The organism is Bradyrhizobium sp. (assembly GCF_049512235.1).
Classification (GTDB): Bacteria; Pseudomonadota; Alphaproteobacteria; order Rhizobiales; family Xanthobacteraceae; genus Bradyrhizobium.
In genome coordinates this window covers 1-15,433 of the sequence record NZ_JBEKXH010000123.1, presented here as the reverse complement: position 1 = coordinate 15,433, position 15,433 = coordinate 1, and the positions used below count along the sequence as shown (strand labels likewise).

12 protein-coding genes are annotated in these 15,433 nt (G+C 63.1%); 2 read left to right on the top strand and 10 right to left on the bottom strand.

The genetic code is table 11. The features are described from left to right. A partial coding sequence (locus ABSG20_RS13815) for a shikimate kinase (RefSeq protein WP_423865063.1) occupies positions 1-542 on the bottom strand: 542 nt, incomplete at its 3' end. Positions 543-768: 226 nt separating this feature from the next. Further along, positions 769-1,818, bottom strand: coding sequence for an RgsD C-terminal domain-containing protein (locus ABSG20_RS13810; RefSeq protein ID WP_423865062.1), 1,050 nt, complete (start codon positions 1,816-1,818; stop codon positions 769-771). A gap of 229 nt (positions 1,819-2,047) precedes the next feature. On the opposite strand from ABSG20_RS13810, the gene ABSG20_RS13805 reads away from it, so the two are divergent. Then, a complete protein-coding gene (locus ABSG20_RS13805; protein ID WP_423865061.1) occupies positions 2,048-3,049 on the top strand; it encodes a patatin-like phospholipase family protein in 1,002 nt (333 codons plus the stop codon). A gap of 63 nt (positions 3,050-3,112) precedes the next feature. On the opposite strand, the gene ABSG20_RS13800 is transcribed toward ABSG20_RS13805, so the two are convergent. The 8 genes from ABSG20_RS13800 to ABSG20_RS13765 form a co-directional block, all read right to left on the bottom strand. Further along, the gene (locus tag ABSG20_RS13800; protein WP_423865060.1) at positions 3,113-3,541 is read right to left on the bottom strand and encodes a CBS domain-containing protein; all 429 of its coding nucleotides are present in this window, start codon (positions 3,539-3,541) and stop codon (positions 3,113-3,115) included. 166 nt (positions 3,542-3,707) lie between these two features. Next, entirely contained in the window at positions 3,708-4,409 is a 702-nt protein-coding gene (locus ABSG20_RS13795) for a rhomboid family intramembrane serine protease (RefSeq protein ID WP_423865064.1), read from the bottom strand. 300 nt (positions 4,410-4,709) lie between these two features. Continuing rightward, positions 4,710-6,542, bottom strand: coding sequence for a glycoside hydrolase family 15 protein (locus tag ABSG20_RS13790; protein ID WP_423865059.1), 1,833 nt, complete (start codon positions 6,540-6,542; stop codon positions 4,710-4,712). A gap of 15 nt (positions 6,543-6,557) precedes the next feature. Further along, entirely contained in the window at positions 6,558-8,123 is a 1,566-nt protein-coding gene (locus ABSG20_RS13785; RefSeq protein WP_423865058.1) for a GMC oxidoreductase, read from the bottom strand. A gap of 9 nt (positions 8,124-8,132) precedes the next feature. Next, positions 8,133-8,990 (bottom strand): SDR family oxidoreductase, encoded by an 858-nt coding sequence (locus ABSG20_RS13780; RefSeq protein ID WP_423865057.1) that lies wholly within the window; start codon positions 8,988-8,990, stop codon positions 8,133-8,135. After that, complete coding sequence (locus ABSG20_RS13775) at positions 8,987-9,943, bottom strand: VOC family protein (protein ID WP_423865056.1); 957 nt, start codon at positions 9,941-9,943, stop codon at positions 8,987-8,989. The genes ABSG20_RS13780 and ABSG20_RS13775 overlap by 4 nt, the downstream gene beginning before the upstream one ends. A gap of 106 nt (positions 9,944-10,049) precedes the next feature. Then, positions 10,050-10,529: a DoxX family protein gene (locus ABSG20_RS13770; protein WP_423865055.1), complete on the bottom strand. Its 480-nt coding sequence runs from the start codon at positions 10,527-10,529 to the stop codon at positions 10,050-10,052. A gap of 346 nt (positions 10,530-10,875) precedes the next feature. Then, complete coding sequence (locus tag ABSG20_RS13765; protein WP_423865054.1) at positions 10,876-12,405, bottom strand: Do family serine endopeptidase; 1,530 nt, start codon at positions 12,403-12,405, stop codon at positions 10,876-10,878. Between the two features lie 303 nt (positions 12,406-12,708). On the opposite strand from ABSG20_RS13765, the gene hpnN reads away from it, so the two are divergent. Beyond that, positions 12,709-15,333, top strand: a complete 2,625-nt coding sequence (gene hpnN / locus ABSG20_RS13760; protein WP_423865053.1) for a hopanoid transporter HpnN — start codon at positions 12,709-12,711, stop codon at positions 15,331-15,333. Positions 15,334-15,433 lie beyond the last annotated feature (100 nt).

Here is a 15,433-nt window from a genome sequence, read left to right as displayed (position 1 = left end):
CCGGCTCTCGCCAATGAGTCCCTCACCTTGCGCGACGCCTCCTCGGGGTCGCAGCCGGCGATGTCAACGAACACCTGCGCCCTGCGGTAGGAAGTGTTGAAGTAGGCGATATCACCGGCTATTTCCCGCAGGTAGAGGGCCCGCTCTCGATCCGTCAGATGCTTCTGCAGCGGGCGGGAGTCGATGTCGTAAAACGTGATCCTGTTGAGAATATTCTGCGGCGTATCTCGCAGCACGACGATGGTCGCGTCCCGCGTTCCCTTGACAACCTTCCAGTAGCCACCCAGCAGCCCGCTCGGCGGCAACGCAATGACGCAATCGGAGCTGTCCTCCCGAGAAAGTACGTATTTCAGGGCTTGTGACGCCGCGAGCCGGAAATCGTGCGACATCAGGTAACGATTTCGAAGGCGTTCGATCGACGTCTCGAAGAAACGCTCGATTTCAGCATCCAAGTCGAAAAAGCGGCATTCAAGCAGGCCAGCCAGTTGTGCCCCTATGGTGGTCTTGCCAACACAGCTGACGCCAGTGAGGAATATGCGCATGATGCAATGCCCGATGAGGGTCGTGCCATTCCTGTTCGTCTGGACATCATAGATGATTCGTCCCGTGCGTCGGCTGAGTTTTCCACAAGCACGGCGCACACAGCAGCATCAGACATGGGTCCCGGCTCGGCGGAGCAGCGCCACGAGCGCAGCGCAGCGTCCGGGACAGGAGACTGCCAAGCGGGTCGGGCAAAGCGCGGTGCCCAACTCACCACCAGCGAGCCGCTCACCGCGCCACGACCTCAACCTCGCCATCGACCCCGTTGACGACGTTGAACGAGCGCTCGTAGACCTTGCCCTCGTTCTTGGCGATGGCGCGATATTCGCCCTCCGACAGGATCACCTTCGGGAATGCGCCGATCGATTCCTTGACGACGTCGCCGCCCGGCGTGATCACCGACCATGCGGTGTTCGCCAAGGCCTCGCCGCCCTTGTCGCTGACGAGCTTCAGCGTGATGACCGCGGCGCGATGGGTGACGATCACATCGGTCAGCTTGCCGGCCTGAACGCGGATATCCGAGCGCACCACGGAATTGGCGTCGCCGTAGTTGGAAACGATGTAATAGGTGCCCTCCGGCAGCAGGGCGACATCGCCGGCGGCGACGTTGGGCACCAGCGGCGCGCGCTCGCCGACTTCGAACTGACTGCCCTTGTAGATTGCGAACGAAATCTGGTTTTGCGGAATCTTGGACCCGCCGACGCGGCCTTCGATGCGCAGGCCGCCGGCCGGAAGCACGAACGATTCGCGGTCGGTCTCGGCTTTCAGGGTCACCGCCCGCACCGCGCTGACCAGTCCGAACGTGACATGGACCACATAGCCGCCCGGCGGCAGCACGATATTCGGCGTCGCCCCCTTGTCCTCCCGGATCAATTTGATGATGCCGCTCTCGTCCGGCCGGTCCGCGAACACCCGCCACACCAGTCCGCCATTGATGACCGGCATGTCCTTGCCATAGCGCGCCGTCAGCGCCAGCACAGCCTGGCTGGACGACGCCGCGCCCGGGGGCGCCACCACAGGCGATACCGTGGCGAGGGCCGGCTGGGTCAACGGCGCCGGCAGCGCGATCGCCGCCGGAGCGGAGGGCGGGGCCAGATTGAGCGCCGGCGTCGCAGGTTCCGGAACCGAAGCCGGAGGAACTGGCGGCGGTTGATCGGAGAACATCTGGGCGGTGGCCGGAACCGTCATCACGGGAACCAGGACCCAGGCAAGCGCCAGCATCGCGAGCAGGGGTCCGCCCCGCCCCGATCGATCGCCGCCGTTAGAACCTGAGATCATGGAACATGCTTTTCACCGAAAACGCGGCAAATTCAAGCCTCCAGCCGCACCGGAGAGCGGCCCCGGAACCGGCTGGGAACCTGAATGCTACCTCGATGTTGCGCTCCAGTCATATTCCCAGCCTATTCCCAGCCTGGCCGCCATCCCCGATGCGGCATAAACCATGCTTATGATACGCTCTGGCGTGACAGAGCCTCAGTGAATAGCCTGCTTTGCCTGGAGACTTTCAGTGCTGGATATTTTGATCGGACGTAGTCCGAGCGGCTCCGAGGGCCGTGACAGGGTGGGTCTTGGCAGCGTCAGGCGGCCGGTGATCGGGCTGGCGCTGGGCGGCGGCGCCGCGCGCGGATTCGCCCATATCGGCATTATCCGGACCCTGATCGCCCATGGCATCGTACCCAATGTCGTGGTCGGCACCTCGATCGGCGCCGTCGTCGGCGGGGCCTATGCGGCCGGCCACCTCGACACGCTCGAAGAATGGGCGCGCAGCCTGCAGCCGCGAAGTGTTCTCAGCTATCTCGATATCCGCCTCAACGGCTCGGGCCTGATCGGTGGCGACAAGCTCGCCACGCACCTCGAAGCGGCCATTGGCCCGATCAGAATCGAGGAATTACCGCTCAAATTTGCCACTGTGGCCACGGAAATCCGCACCGGGCACGAGATCTGGCTGACCCATGGCCGCATGGTCGATGCGATGCGCGCCTCCTACGCCCTGCCCGGAATATTCTCCCCGGTGCTGGTCGGCGACCGCTGGCTGGTCGACGGCGCGCTGGTCAATCCGGTACCGGTGTCGGCCGCCCGCGCGTTCGGAGCGGAAATCGTCATCGCCGCCAACCTTTCCAGCGACGTCTTCATGCACGGCACCACGATCCATGCCCATGGTGCCCCGCCCAGTGCGCCGGAGCCTGCGATCGAGCCGGCAGCGCCCAAGCGCGGCTTCAGCAGGCTGTTTTCCCCCGAACGTACCATGAAGCGCGAGTTTTTCGGCGGCGGCGGGCGGCCGGGCATCTCCAGCGTCATGGTCGATGCCTTCAACATCATGCAGGACCGCATCACCCGCGCTCGCCTGGCCGGCGATCCGCCTGATCTGTTGATCTCGCCCCGTGTCGGCCAGATCGGCTGGTTCGATTTCCACCGCGCCGGCGATCTGATCGCGTACGGCGCGCGTGCCGCCGAGCGGGCCATCGACGCCATTCAGGAAGCGATCCAGATGCTTGCGCCCGGCGCCTGACGTGTCGCAGGTGGTCCTCGGGGCCGCCCGCAAGGGCCGGCATCGGCGGTTGGCGGGATGCGATCAGGCGGTCTTGATGTAGTCGCGCAAAGCTTCCTGTTCGCTCTCGTATTCCCGGACCCGCCACTTGACGACATCGCCGATCGAGATCAGGCCGACGACCTGGCCTTCCTCGACCACCGGCAAATGCCTGAATTTTCCCAGCGTCATCATTTCCATGATCGCACCGACGGTGTCGGACGGCCTGCAACTGATGACCTTGCGCGTCATGACGGCGCTGACCGGCTCGTCGAGCACGGCAGCGCCGCGTTCGCCCAGCACGCGCACAATGTCGCGCTCCGACAGGATGCCGTCGATGTGGCCTCCGCTCATCACCAGTACAGCGCCGATCTTCCGTTCGGACAAAATCTTGATCGCTGCCGAAAGCCTTGCTTCCGGCTCGATGCCCTCAATCTGGTGGCCTTTGGTATCGAGAATTGCACGTACCGTCATCGTTGTCTCCCTGACGCCGAACGCACCGTGGAACCAGCGCGCTCTTTGTTTCCTCGAGCCTTCGATCAACAGTTCGGCGCCGGTCTCGCTGCAGCGCCTTGGGCAGGCCTGCCTAATCTAGCTCGCTGACATGATGAATCAATTCGCTTGGTCCTGCAAGCGACGATCAGCTGCCATTCGACGCATCTGCAGCATCTTGTGCAGTGCGTGGCACCGGATCGAACATTGAAAACAACACCAAGCCTGCGAAAAAACCGCCGATATGCGCCTGCCAGGCGACGCTGGCGCCGTCGGTGCCGATCGCCAGCGAGCCTGCGCCAAAGATGATGTTGACGCCGAACCAGACCGCGAGGAAAGCCAGCACGCGGGGATCGCGCAACGCACGCACGAGCGAAAGCGCCGGCACCCGCGCGGCGGCGTCGGCATCGCCACGGTTGAACGAGAGGAAACTGCCCTGCACAAACGCAAACCGGATCGCGGCGGCCATCGTACCGGACACCGATGCCGAGGCGCCGATCATCGGCGCTAGCGCGTGCTCATGGGTCAAGAGATGCGCCAGCGCGCCAGCCGCCGCCGTCACCGCCATGAACGCGAAAAACCTGACCGTACCGAACCGGCGCGCCAGCGCGCTGCCGAACGGCAACAGCCACAGCACGTTGAAAACGATGTGGGTGAGATTGGCGTGCAGCAGCGAATAGGTCACAAAGGTCCAGACCTTGGCACCGGCGCCTCCGGGAAAGGAGATCGCCAGCAGCGTCGTGTCGTAGCGCCTCGGAATGAATCCGAACACGTCGATCGTCCAGTTTTCCAGCTCCGGCGGCAACAGCACGCGCAGGTGAATAGCCGCGAGCAGCAGGACATAGGCCATAAGCGGCCCGGGCAGCGTCAGGATCGGTTCGCGCGGGGCGCCCTGCGGCAATTCTATCGGGGATTCCAAGGGCTCAAGACCTGAAGCGGGCGGCTCACGCGGGTGACCAGCGCCCAATTAGGCGGCTTGGCGGCGCTGTGCAAGCACTGCTTCGCAGGCGCACGGCCAACGCCCCGCGCCAACCGCGAGGGGGCGGCAATGATATTCAATTAGGCACACAGTTTCAGAGAGTTGCGCAGGGGTGACAGGGCCCGCGCCACAGCTCGGCCGCGGCTGCATGCGGTCGCGGCCACCGCCGGGCTAAGCGCTGCGTCCGGCCGGCGCGGTGCGCGTCGCGCTGCTTCCCGCGGCACGTTGCTGGACCGGACCTGCGGCACTGGTCAGGTTTCGCGCCGTGTTGATCAGTGCGAGATGCGAAAATGCCTGGGGGAAATTGCCCAACTGGCGCCTGGCGATCGGATCATATTCTTCGGCAAGCAGCCCGACGTCGTTGCGTAGCGATAACAGCCTGACAAATAGCTTTCGCGCGTCATCAAGGCGTCCTTGCAGCACATAATTGTCGGCGAGCCAGAAACTGCAGGCCAGGAAGACACCCTCCCCCGGCGGCAGCCCGTCGGTGCCTTCGGAGCTGCGATACCTCAGCACAAAACCATCCTGCAGGAGATTTCTTTCGATCGCTTGCAACGTGCCACGCACCCGCGCATCGGAAGCCGGCAGAAAGCCGACGATGGGCATCAATAGCAGGCTGGCGTCCAGCGCGGTCGCACCAAAGGACTGCACGAAGGAATTCTGGCTCGCATCGAACCCTTTGGCGCAGACCTCAAGGTGAATCACATTGCGGATGGACCGCCAACGTTGCAGCGGCGCCGACAGGCCAAATTCTTCCGACGATCTGATGGCCCGGTCGAAGGCGACCCACGCCATGACTTTGGAATGCGTAAAGTGCTTGCGACCGCCGCGGACTTCCCAGATCCCTTCGTCCGGTTTGTCCCATATGGTTGCGAGATGCTCGATCAAGGCGCATTCCAGCGCCCAACTCGCGTCGTTCTCCGAAAGCCCGGCGCGCCTTGCGACATACAAGGTGTCAAGGACCTCACCATAGACATCGAGCTGAATCTGGCCGGCCGCGGCATTGCCGATCCGGACTGGCGCCGATCCCTCATAGCCCGGCAGCCATGGCACCTCGTACTCAGCCAACCTGCGTTCACCCGCCACCCCGTACATGATCTGCAGGTCGTCCGGGCTGCCGGCAACCGCTCGCAGCAACCATTTGCGCCACACTCTTGCCTCGTCGAGAAAGCCGGCGCCAAGCATGGCGTAAAGCGTAAACGTCGCATCGCGCAACCAGCAAAATCGGTAATCCCAATTGCGCGTTCCGCCGATCTTTTCCGGAAGCGAGGTCGTGCCGGCGGCGACAATGCCTCCGGTCTCATGATGGGAAAGCGCCTTGAGCGTCAACAAGGAGCGGCAAGTAGCCTCCGACCATTCGCCCGTGCTGTCGCAGCGCGCCATCCAGGCCGACCAGAACGACAGAGCCTCCGTCAGGGCGTCCGCGGCTCGAAACGGCGCGGGCGCGCTGCGATAGGATGGCGACCAGGTCAGCGTGAAGACAACCTCATCTCCCGCCGAGATATCAAACTCCCCGACAGTCCTGAAGTTGGCACCGCGAACCGGCACCCGCGTCTCGAGCAGGAGCCGGTCCGGGCCCGCCGTGAGTTCGAGCCTGCCATCGTCGCGGCGCGTAACCCAGGGGACCACGGCACCATAGTCAAAGCGCACCACGAGATCGGTGTGCATGGCGACGGTCCCTTTTATCCCCCTCACGATGCGCACCAGATCCGAGACCCCGCTGCGACGAGACATGAAATCGATGACGAGCGCGCTACCCGTATCGGTTGCCAACGTCGTTTCCAGGATCAGGCTCTCGCCGCGATAGCGCCGCGTGACGGCGCAGCTGTCAGCCGCCGCAGCGATCAACCACCGGCCATGCCTGTCATCGCCGAGCAACGCCGAAAAACAGGCCGCGCTGTCGAATCGTGGAAGACCGAGCCAGTCGATCGATCCATCGCGGCCCACCAGGGCCAATGTTTCACAATTGCCAATGACGGCATAATCCTCGATACGGCTCGCCATGAACTTCCAATCTCTCTACGCCTCAAGCCGCTGCTTGATCCGGTCAGCCACCCGGAGGGCATTGGCGATGATGGTCAAGGTCGGATTCACCGATCCGATCGATGGAAAGAAGCTGGCATCGGCGAGATAGAGATTGTCAATCTCATGGGTCTTGCAGTCGACATCGAGCACCGAGGTCGCGGGATCGGTTCCGAAACGCGCAGTCCCGGCCTGATGTGCGGTGCCCCCGATCGGAATATTCTTGCCGAGATACAGGCTTCGCTCCAGCAAAAACGGGTGTGCGCCAGCCCTGCTCAACATCCGCTCCAGCTTGTTCTTCAGGCGGTGGTGAGCCTCCATGTTGCCTTCCGTGACGTCGAGAACCACTCGCTCGCCATCGTAGAAAATGCGATTTTCAGCGCGCGGAAGGTCCTCGCTCGAAAGCCAGAAATCCATCGAATGCCCCGCCATTTCCTCGAACGGCATCTTGGGCACCCATTCGAGCCATCCCGGCAGCGCTTCGCCCCTGATTTGCGCAGCATGCGAGGTCGCGCACATCTGGATCAACCCGAGCGGAAAATCCCAGTCATCCGCACCGAAATAGTAATCGCTCACGGCCAGCGTTTTCTGAAAAACCGTGTCGTTCGGCTGGTGCGACAGCGCCATCAGGATCGACTGGTTGTGGCGCATGTAGTTGCGGCCGACCTGACCCGAGCCGTTGGCCAATCCGTTCGGATGCCTGTCGTTGCCGGATCGCAACAGCAATAGCGCCGACGAAAGCGCGCCGCAGGCAACCACGACGATATCGGCCGAGAAGCGCTCTTCGCGGCCGCCTGTTGTGACGTGAACTTCCTTGACGGCCCGCCCGCTTTCATCGGTCTGCAATTTCGAAACATAGGCGCCCGTCATCAGCGTCAGATTGGGATAGGCCTTCAGCGCCGGATCGACACACATCACCTGGGCATCGGCCTTGCCATTCAAAAGGCAGGGAAAGCCGTCGAAGGCGTCGCAGCGGATGCAAATGCTGGTCGGCGCCGGCTTGCCGTCCTTTTCGTCCAACAGGATGCCCAGCGGCAGATGGAAGGGATGCAAACCGTCTCTGCTCAGGCTTTGGCTGAGGGCGGCAATCCGCGGCTCGTGCGAAACCGCCGGATAGGGAAATGGCCCGCTCGACGGCGGTTCATTGGGATCCTCGCCGCGCCGGCCGTGGACGTGGAACAGCCGCTCCGCCTCGGCATAGTAAGGCTCAAAGGCATCATACTTCAGCGGCCATGCCGGCGAGAGGCCATCCTTGTGGACGATCTCGTCGAAGTCCCGTTCGCGCATCCGAAACAGCGCCGCCCCGTAAACCTTGGAATTGCCGCCGACATAGTAATGCAGGCCGGGATGAAAGCTTTTCCCGTCCGAACTGTGCCAGGTCTCGGGCGCCTGATAGGCGCCGTCGACAAACACCGTCTGGGCATCCCAGTTGGCCCGCGAGCGCGGCAGATAATCGCCGCGCTCCAGCAACAGGATCCGCTTGCCGGTCGGCGCCAGCCTGTGGGCAAGCGAAGCGCCGCCGGGGCCACTGCCGATCACGATGACATCATAATGGTCCGGCATGGGAATTCCTCAGCCACCCGTAGCGAAGCCGGGGTACAGCGTCATGCCTCCGTCAACGAACAAGGTGGTGCCGACCACGTAGTCGGAGTGGTCGGAGGCCAGCCAGACCGCCGCGCGCGCGATATCCTCCGGCTCCCCGATTCGCCCATACGGCACCAGCGTCATCAGCCGGTCGTAGGCGGCCTTGGTCTGCCAGGCCGCGGTGTTGATCGGGGTCCGGATGGCGCCGGGCGCGATGGCGTTGACGCGGATGCGTTGCGGCGCGAGTTCCTGCGCCATGCTTTCCATCAACTGTTTGATGCCTCCCTTGGAGGAGGCGTAGTTGACGTGGCCGGCCCACGGAATTTCCTGATGAACCGAACTCATGCAGATGATTTTTCCGGCCGCGCTCGATACCGCCGCAACCACGCCCCGGCGCAGAAATTCCCTTACCGCCTCCCTCGCGCACAGGAACTGTCCGGTCAGGTTAACGTCCAAAACCTTGTTCCATTGCGCCATCGTCATTTCATGGAACGCCTGGTCGCGTTGCAGGCCGGCATTGCTGACGAGAACATCGATGGTGCCGAATTCTTGCATCATTCGCGCAAACATCGCGGCGACCTGATCTTCAGATGAGACGTCCGCCCGGTGCGCGTAGGCCCTGACGCCGGATTTTTTGATCTCCTCGGCCACGGCATTGGCGGCATCGTCACCTTCGACGTAATTGACGACAACATCGGCGCCGGCCTGTCCCAGGGCGATCGCGACGGCCTTGCCGATCCCGGAATTGGCGCCCGTGACCAGCGCCTTCTGACCCGTCAGAACCTTGTGAACGACAAGCGGCGGTGCGGTTGACGCGGCTGGTGGGGCCGCTGCGAACGTGGTCATCGTACTGACTCCGGTTTGGCGAATACCGACCGAGAGCCGGCATTGGCTTGAGCATTGGCGGTCTGCGAGGATTCATCTTCGATGGAATCGACAATCAAAAGATGATGACCATCCGGATCGATCAGACCCCGCTTTTGCGCCGCCCCACCGGCAGAAGACTGCCGGGCCTCGAACACCAACCGGGTTGCGGCGACATCGTTGTTGCGAAGCTCTATTTTCTCATCCTGCGTTACGAATCGGTAGCCCAGCAATTCGAGATGAGGCGTCGCTTGACGCGGCTCCAGCGCCGTGACGTCGACGTGCGGCCTGCTGACACCATCGAGTTGCGCCTGCGCCGGGCCGCTGTTTTGCGAACGCGCCGCAACCCGCAACCCCAGCCCTCGATAGAAGGCAATGCTGCGGGCGCTGTCGAAAACACTGATCGCCGAATGATCGATGCCGAGAAAGAGCTCGTTCCTCGACCGCGACTTCCAGTGCGACGGTACCTTCTCCGCCGGAAAGGCCAGCAATTCCAGCGGATGCCCGTCGGGATCGCGAAACTTGAAAGCGGTGACGCCACCCGATGACGAAGGCAGGTGCTGCGGGCCATCGGTGGAGATCGCCGACCATCCGCCCAAAGAACATATGTGTTGATAGGCCAGCGCCATGTCGGTCACCACGACCGCGAAATGCTGAAAGCAAAGATCGGAAACCGAGGCTCTGGCTGGATAAGGCCGGCCGGGGGAATCGAATTGCAGGAGTTCGATGACCTCGCCGCCAAGGCCGAGCGTGACCCGATAGGCGCCGCCGGCCGATCCGGATATACCCACCAGTTCCTGCGCCGACACCCGGCCGGCCGTCAGCAGGCGAAAGCCCATCGCACGCTCGAAGAAATTGCAAAGCCCGGCGGCGTCGGGCGTGGTCAGGCTGACATAGGCCAGTCGCTCGATCGCGAACTGCGGGTGCTCGGTCATGGCCATTGAACTCCGCCAGGGAACTCGTTCATCAGGCACTGCCTTTGTCGGCTGATGCCGTCGGCGCCGGTCCACAGATGCCAAGGTATTGTCGGCCGTTCGCACATCATGCGCCTGCTTGCATGCTCTGCGCATAAGGATGCGACGACGCCAACGGACGCGCCAGGAAACTTCGCAGGCCGGTCGAGCTTGCGCCGAACGCGAGCGCGAGAAAGCCGCCGGCAAGTGCGAGATTTTTCAGAAAATCCCAGAAAGTGTCGCGACCGCGACTGTTCCCCCTTAGACGGAAATCCGGTGCTTTCCAGAATTGCTTCCAAAGCAAGGCTGTGACGATGCAGTAGACCGCAAGGATGAGGGCCGCCATCCGATCGGCGGTTCCCGTTAGAATCGCAGACGACATCACGACCTCCACGCCCAGGCCCGCGAAGATCATCGAGGTCGCAAGAAATCGGTCAGGTATCGCCTCCGCAGCCTGTCCAACCGCCTGCTTGAAGTTGATGATCTTATCCATGGCGCTGAACGGCAGGAACAGCAGGACCAGCAGCGCCCGTGCGGTAAATGCAGCTAATGCGCCCAGCAAACTCATCCGACCGTCCTGATCATCACAACAAACGACAACTCAAATCCCGGTGAAATCCCGGCACAAGGAACAACACATGGATCAAAGCCATGTGATCCCTGGAGCTAACGCCGGCCGGAACCAAATGTGCCAGGCCTGAGCGGATTATTTGGCAGGTGGACGGCAAGGCCACGCCACGCCCGCTCCAGACCGCCCCCCAGATGGCCGATTCCATGAAACTGACCGCTTGTAGGATGGGTAGAGTGACCAGATCGGACGCATGTCCGAACTGGTCACGAAACCCATCGCAGCGGCGGAATTGGTGGGTTTCGCGAAGAGCTCAACCCACCCTACGACATCGACGCGGCGAGGATCATCCCTTCGCCAGCGGCAACGCGACGAACCGTGTCGCATCCGCGGTCTTCACTTGCAGCAGAACGCTGTGCTTGCCGTCGGCACTGGCCTGTGTCAGCGCCGACCGTACCTCGCCGGCATTCGCGACCGCCTTGCCGCCGACATTAAGAATGACGTCCCCGTTCTGGATGCCGTGCTCCGCGGCGGGACCTTCCGGATCGACCGCGGTCACCACGACGCCCTTGTGGCCGGCGCCCTCGACATCGTCAGCCGGGGCCACGCTGAGGCCAAGATGCGGCGCGCCTGCCGCATTCCGCTCCGGCTGTTCGGCATTCGCTTTCGCCTGATGGTCGCCCGGCATTTCACCGAGGGTCAGGGTCAGCGGCTTCGAACCACCCTTGTGCAGTACATCGAGCTTCACCTCGCTGCCGGGCGCCATCGTGCTGATCTCGCGGGCGAGATCTCGCGAATCCTTGACGGCGTTACCGTTGACCGCGGTGATCACATCACCGGCTTCGATGCCCGCCTTGGCCGCGGGGCTGCCCGCTTGCGGATTGTCGACCAGCGCGCCCCGGGCCTGCTTCAGGCCTAAGCTGTCGGCAATGTCGCTGGTCACCGGCTGGATCTGAACGCCGAGCCAGCCGCGGGTGACATAGCCCTTGTCCTTGAGCTGGTTGACGACGAGCTTCGCGGTTGCGGCGGGAACGTCGAAACCGATCCCGACCGAGCCGCCCGAGGGCGAGAAGATCGCCGTGTTGACGCCGATCACGTTGCCGTTCATGTCGAACGCCGGGCCACCGGAATTGCCCTTGTTGATGGGCGCGTCGATCTGGACGTAATTGTCATACGGTCCCGAGCCGATATCGCGCCCATTAGCGGAAACGATGCCGGCCGTGACCGTGCCGCCCAGGCCGAACGGATTGCCGACCGCAACCACCCAGTCACCGATGCGCGGCGACTGATCCGCGAACTTCACGTAGCTGAAGTCGTTCTTGCCGTCGACCTTGATCAGCGCCAGATCGCTCTTCGGATCGGTACCGACAACCTTGGCGGTGTAGATGGTGCCGTCGTCGGTCGTGACCTGCACGGAGTTGGCGTGGTCGACCACGTGATTGTTGGTCACGGCGTAACCGTCAGGCGAAATGAAGAAGCCCGAGCCCTCGCCGGTGATCATCTGATGGGGACGCGGCGTGGCGTTCGGGCCACGGAAACCGAATCGCTGGCCAAAGAACTGCTCGAACGGCGATTGATCGGGATCGGCGCTGTTGCCGTCGCGCTGGGTGACCGCCGTGCTGCTGCCGTCGTCGTCGATCTTGACGCGGACCGAGATGACCGCAGGCTTGACCTTCGAAACCAGGTCGGCGAACCCGGCTGGCCCCTGGGTCGCGCTCGCCTCGGCCGCATGGGCCGACGCCGTCCATGCCGGGAGGTAACTGCCCGGCCCGATGGCGAGGACGGCCATGCTGAGACCGGCGACGGACGCCAGCAAGGCGATCCGGCGCGGCCTCATGATTTTTCGCGCAGATGGGGTATTGGATTGATCGTTCATGATGACATCTCCAGAATGAGTCACGGAAGTATCTTGAACGCTTGGAACTGGTGATCGCACATTACGAGGTCCTGTGCGCCGGATTAATGTTTTGCAAGATCAAAGCCCGTGAGCGCGGTCCCTATCGCGCACCCGGCAGCATTGGTATCCGATCGCGGCTTTCTGATATCGATGACCAATCTTTAACGAAACCATTTGCAGGCCTGGGCTGTTTGCAACCGGGAACTGAACGATTTCCCGCGCGTTGGCGGATTTCCCCGCGTCAGTGTCGCGGCTCTTGCGTAACGGGCGAAATTCTTTGCCATGATCAATTCCACGATCGTTCGACTTGTCGAGCTCTGCGCCCGTTACAGGTGGACAGTCATTGCGCTCGGCACCCTGCTGATGCTTGGTGCCGCCTGGTTCGCCGCCACGAGATTCTCCATCAATACCGATGTCGAGGGGCTGATTTCGCAAGACCTGCCCTGGCATCGGCGTCAATTGCAATTGTCCGAGGCCTTTCCCCAGAGAGGCATTACCGCCGTCGTCAAGGCGCCCACAGCCGAAAATGCCGAGCTGGCCAGCAACGCGCTGGCGCAGAGCGTTGCCAAAGACCCGAAGCTCTTTCCAAGGGTCGGACAACCCGACAGTGGCGAATTTTTCGAACGCAACGGGCTGCTGTTCGGCTCCGCCGCCGAGGTCAAGAAGACCGCGGAGGGACTGACGCAGACGCAGCCGCTGATCGCAACGCTTGCGGCAGATCCGAGCCTTCGCGGCGCCATGAAGACGCTCTCGTTTGCAGCTGAGGGCGTCGAGGCCGGCAAGATCAAGCTCGACCAGCTGGCTTTTCCCCTCTCCTTGTCGGACCACACCTTAAGGGACGTGTTGGCGGACAAGCCGGCGACATTCTCCTGGCAGGAATTGCTGCACGGCCACCCATTACCCGAAAGCCAGCTGCGGCACTTCATCGAAGTGCAGCCGACGTTGGATTTTGCGGCGCTGCAGCCCGGACACAAGGCAACCCAAGGCATTCGCAAAGCGGCATCGGATCTGGACCTCCAGGGTAAATTCGGCGCCACCGTCGAGCTGACCGGTCAGGTGCCGATGAACGACGACCAGTTCTCCGTCATCCGGCAAAGTGCGTGGCGCGACACCCTCACCGCGGTGCTTGGCGTCCTGGTCATCCTGTGGCTGGCGCTCCGTTCCATCAAGATCATCGCGGCGGTGTTTTTCAGCCTGATGGTCGGACTGGCGGCGACCGCCGCTCTGGGTCTTGCCATGCTCGGTTCGTTCAATCTGATCTCGATTGCGTTCTTCGTGTTGTTTGTCGGCCTGGGCGTTGATTTCGGCATTCAGTTCAGCGTGCGCTATCGCGCCGAGCGGCACGACCGCGAGGACCTTTACGAAGCGCTGCGATGGGCCGCTTGTAAGGCCGGCGATCCCTTGGCGCTGGCCGCCGCAGCCACCGCCGTCGGGTTTTTCGCCTTCCTGCCGACCGACTATCGCGGTCTGTCGGAGTTGGGGCTGATCGCGGGCTGCGGCATGTTGATCGCATTCCTGTGCAGCATTACACTGGTGCCGGCCATGCTGGCGCTGCTCAATCCACCCGGCGAGATCGCCCCTGTTGGCTTTCGCAAGCTCGCGCCGCTCGATGATTTCCTGCAGCGGCACCGTATTGCCGTCATCGCCGGCACGCTTCTGATCGCGCTCGCCGGCACCCCGCTGTTGTGGCATCTGCGATTCGATATCAATCCGGTCGACCTGCAAAATCCGACCTCGCCCTCCGTGGTAACCTATCGGCAGTTGCGGCATGATCCGGAAACCAGTGGCAATGACGCCGAGCTATTGGCGCCCTCGATCGAGCAGGCCGACGCAAAGGCCAAACGCCTCGCGGCGCTGCCCGAGGTCTCGCGCGTCCTGACCCTGAACAGTTTTATCCCATCCGATCAGGACCAGAAAATCGCGGCATTGAAAGCCGCCTCGCAGCGGCTTGGCCCCGCCCTCGATCCGCCCAGGCGAGAGCCGCCGCCCTCCGATCAGGACAACGTCAGTGCGATCAAAGGCGCTGCCGGCGAACTGGCGCGGGCCGCCGGCAAAGCCACCGGAAGCGCCGCCGATGCCGCGCGCCATGTGTCCGATCTGCTCCGGCAACTCGCCAGCGCCGATGCCGAGGTTCGGACCAAAGCCGAGGCGGCGCTGGTGCCGCCCTTGCTCTACGATCTCGATTGGCTTCGCGGCAGTCTCTCGCCCGAGCCGGTGACGGCCAAGAGCCTGCCGCCCAACCTTACTCGCGACTGGGTGTTGCCGGACGGCCGAGCCCGCGTCCAGGCGCTGCCGAAGGGCAACCCCGATGACAACGCCATCATCAGGAAATTTGCCACCGCGGTGCTGGCGGCCGAGCCCGACGCCAGCGGGCCTGCCATCAGCTACTACGAATCCGGCATCACCGTCACCCGGGCCTTTGTCGAAGCGGCGGCGCTGGCGCTGGCGGCGATCGCGATCCTGCTCGCCATCGCCTTGCGGCGGCTGACGGATGTGCTCTTGACGCTCGTCCCCTTGCTGCTCGCCGGCGCGGTCACCCTTGAGATTTGCGTGCTCGACGGCCTTGCGCTCAATTTTGCAAATATCATCGCGCTTCCGCTGCTGCTCGGTGTCGGGGTCGCTTTCAAGATCTATTACATCATGGCGTGGCGCGCCGGCAAAACCGGCTTGCTGCAATCGACGCTGACCCGGGCCGTCGTATTCAGCGCCATGACCAACGCGATCGCGTTCGGCAGCATGTGGGCGTCGAACTATCCGGGCATGTCGAGCATGGGCAAGCTGATGGCGCTTTCGCTGATGTGCACCATGGCCGCCGCGGTGCTGTTCCAGCCGGTGCTGATGGGGCGCCCGCGGCAACTAAAGGTTCATCCGGAGCCGGTGGTCAGGTTGCGCGAAGCCGCGGAATAAAGCTGGGTCACGGCCGCGCTCAGCAGCCCCGGCAGATCGACCGTATCGACTTGTCGACCTTGGCTTCTTCGCGGTCGACGGCAGGATTGGTGCCGAGCAG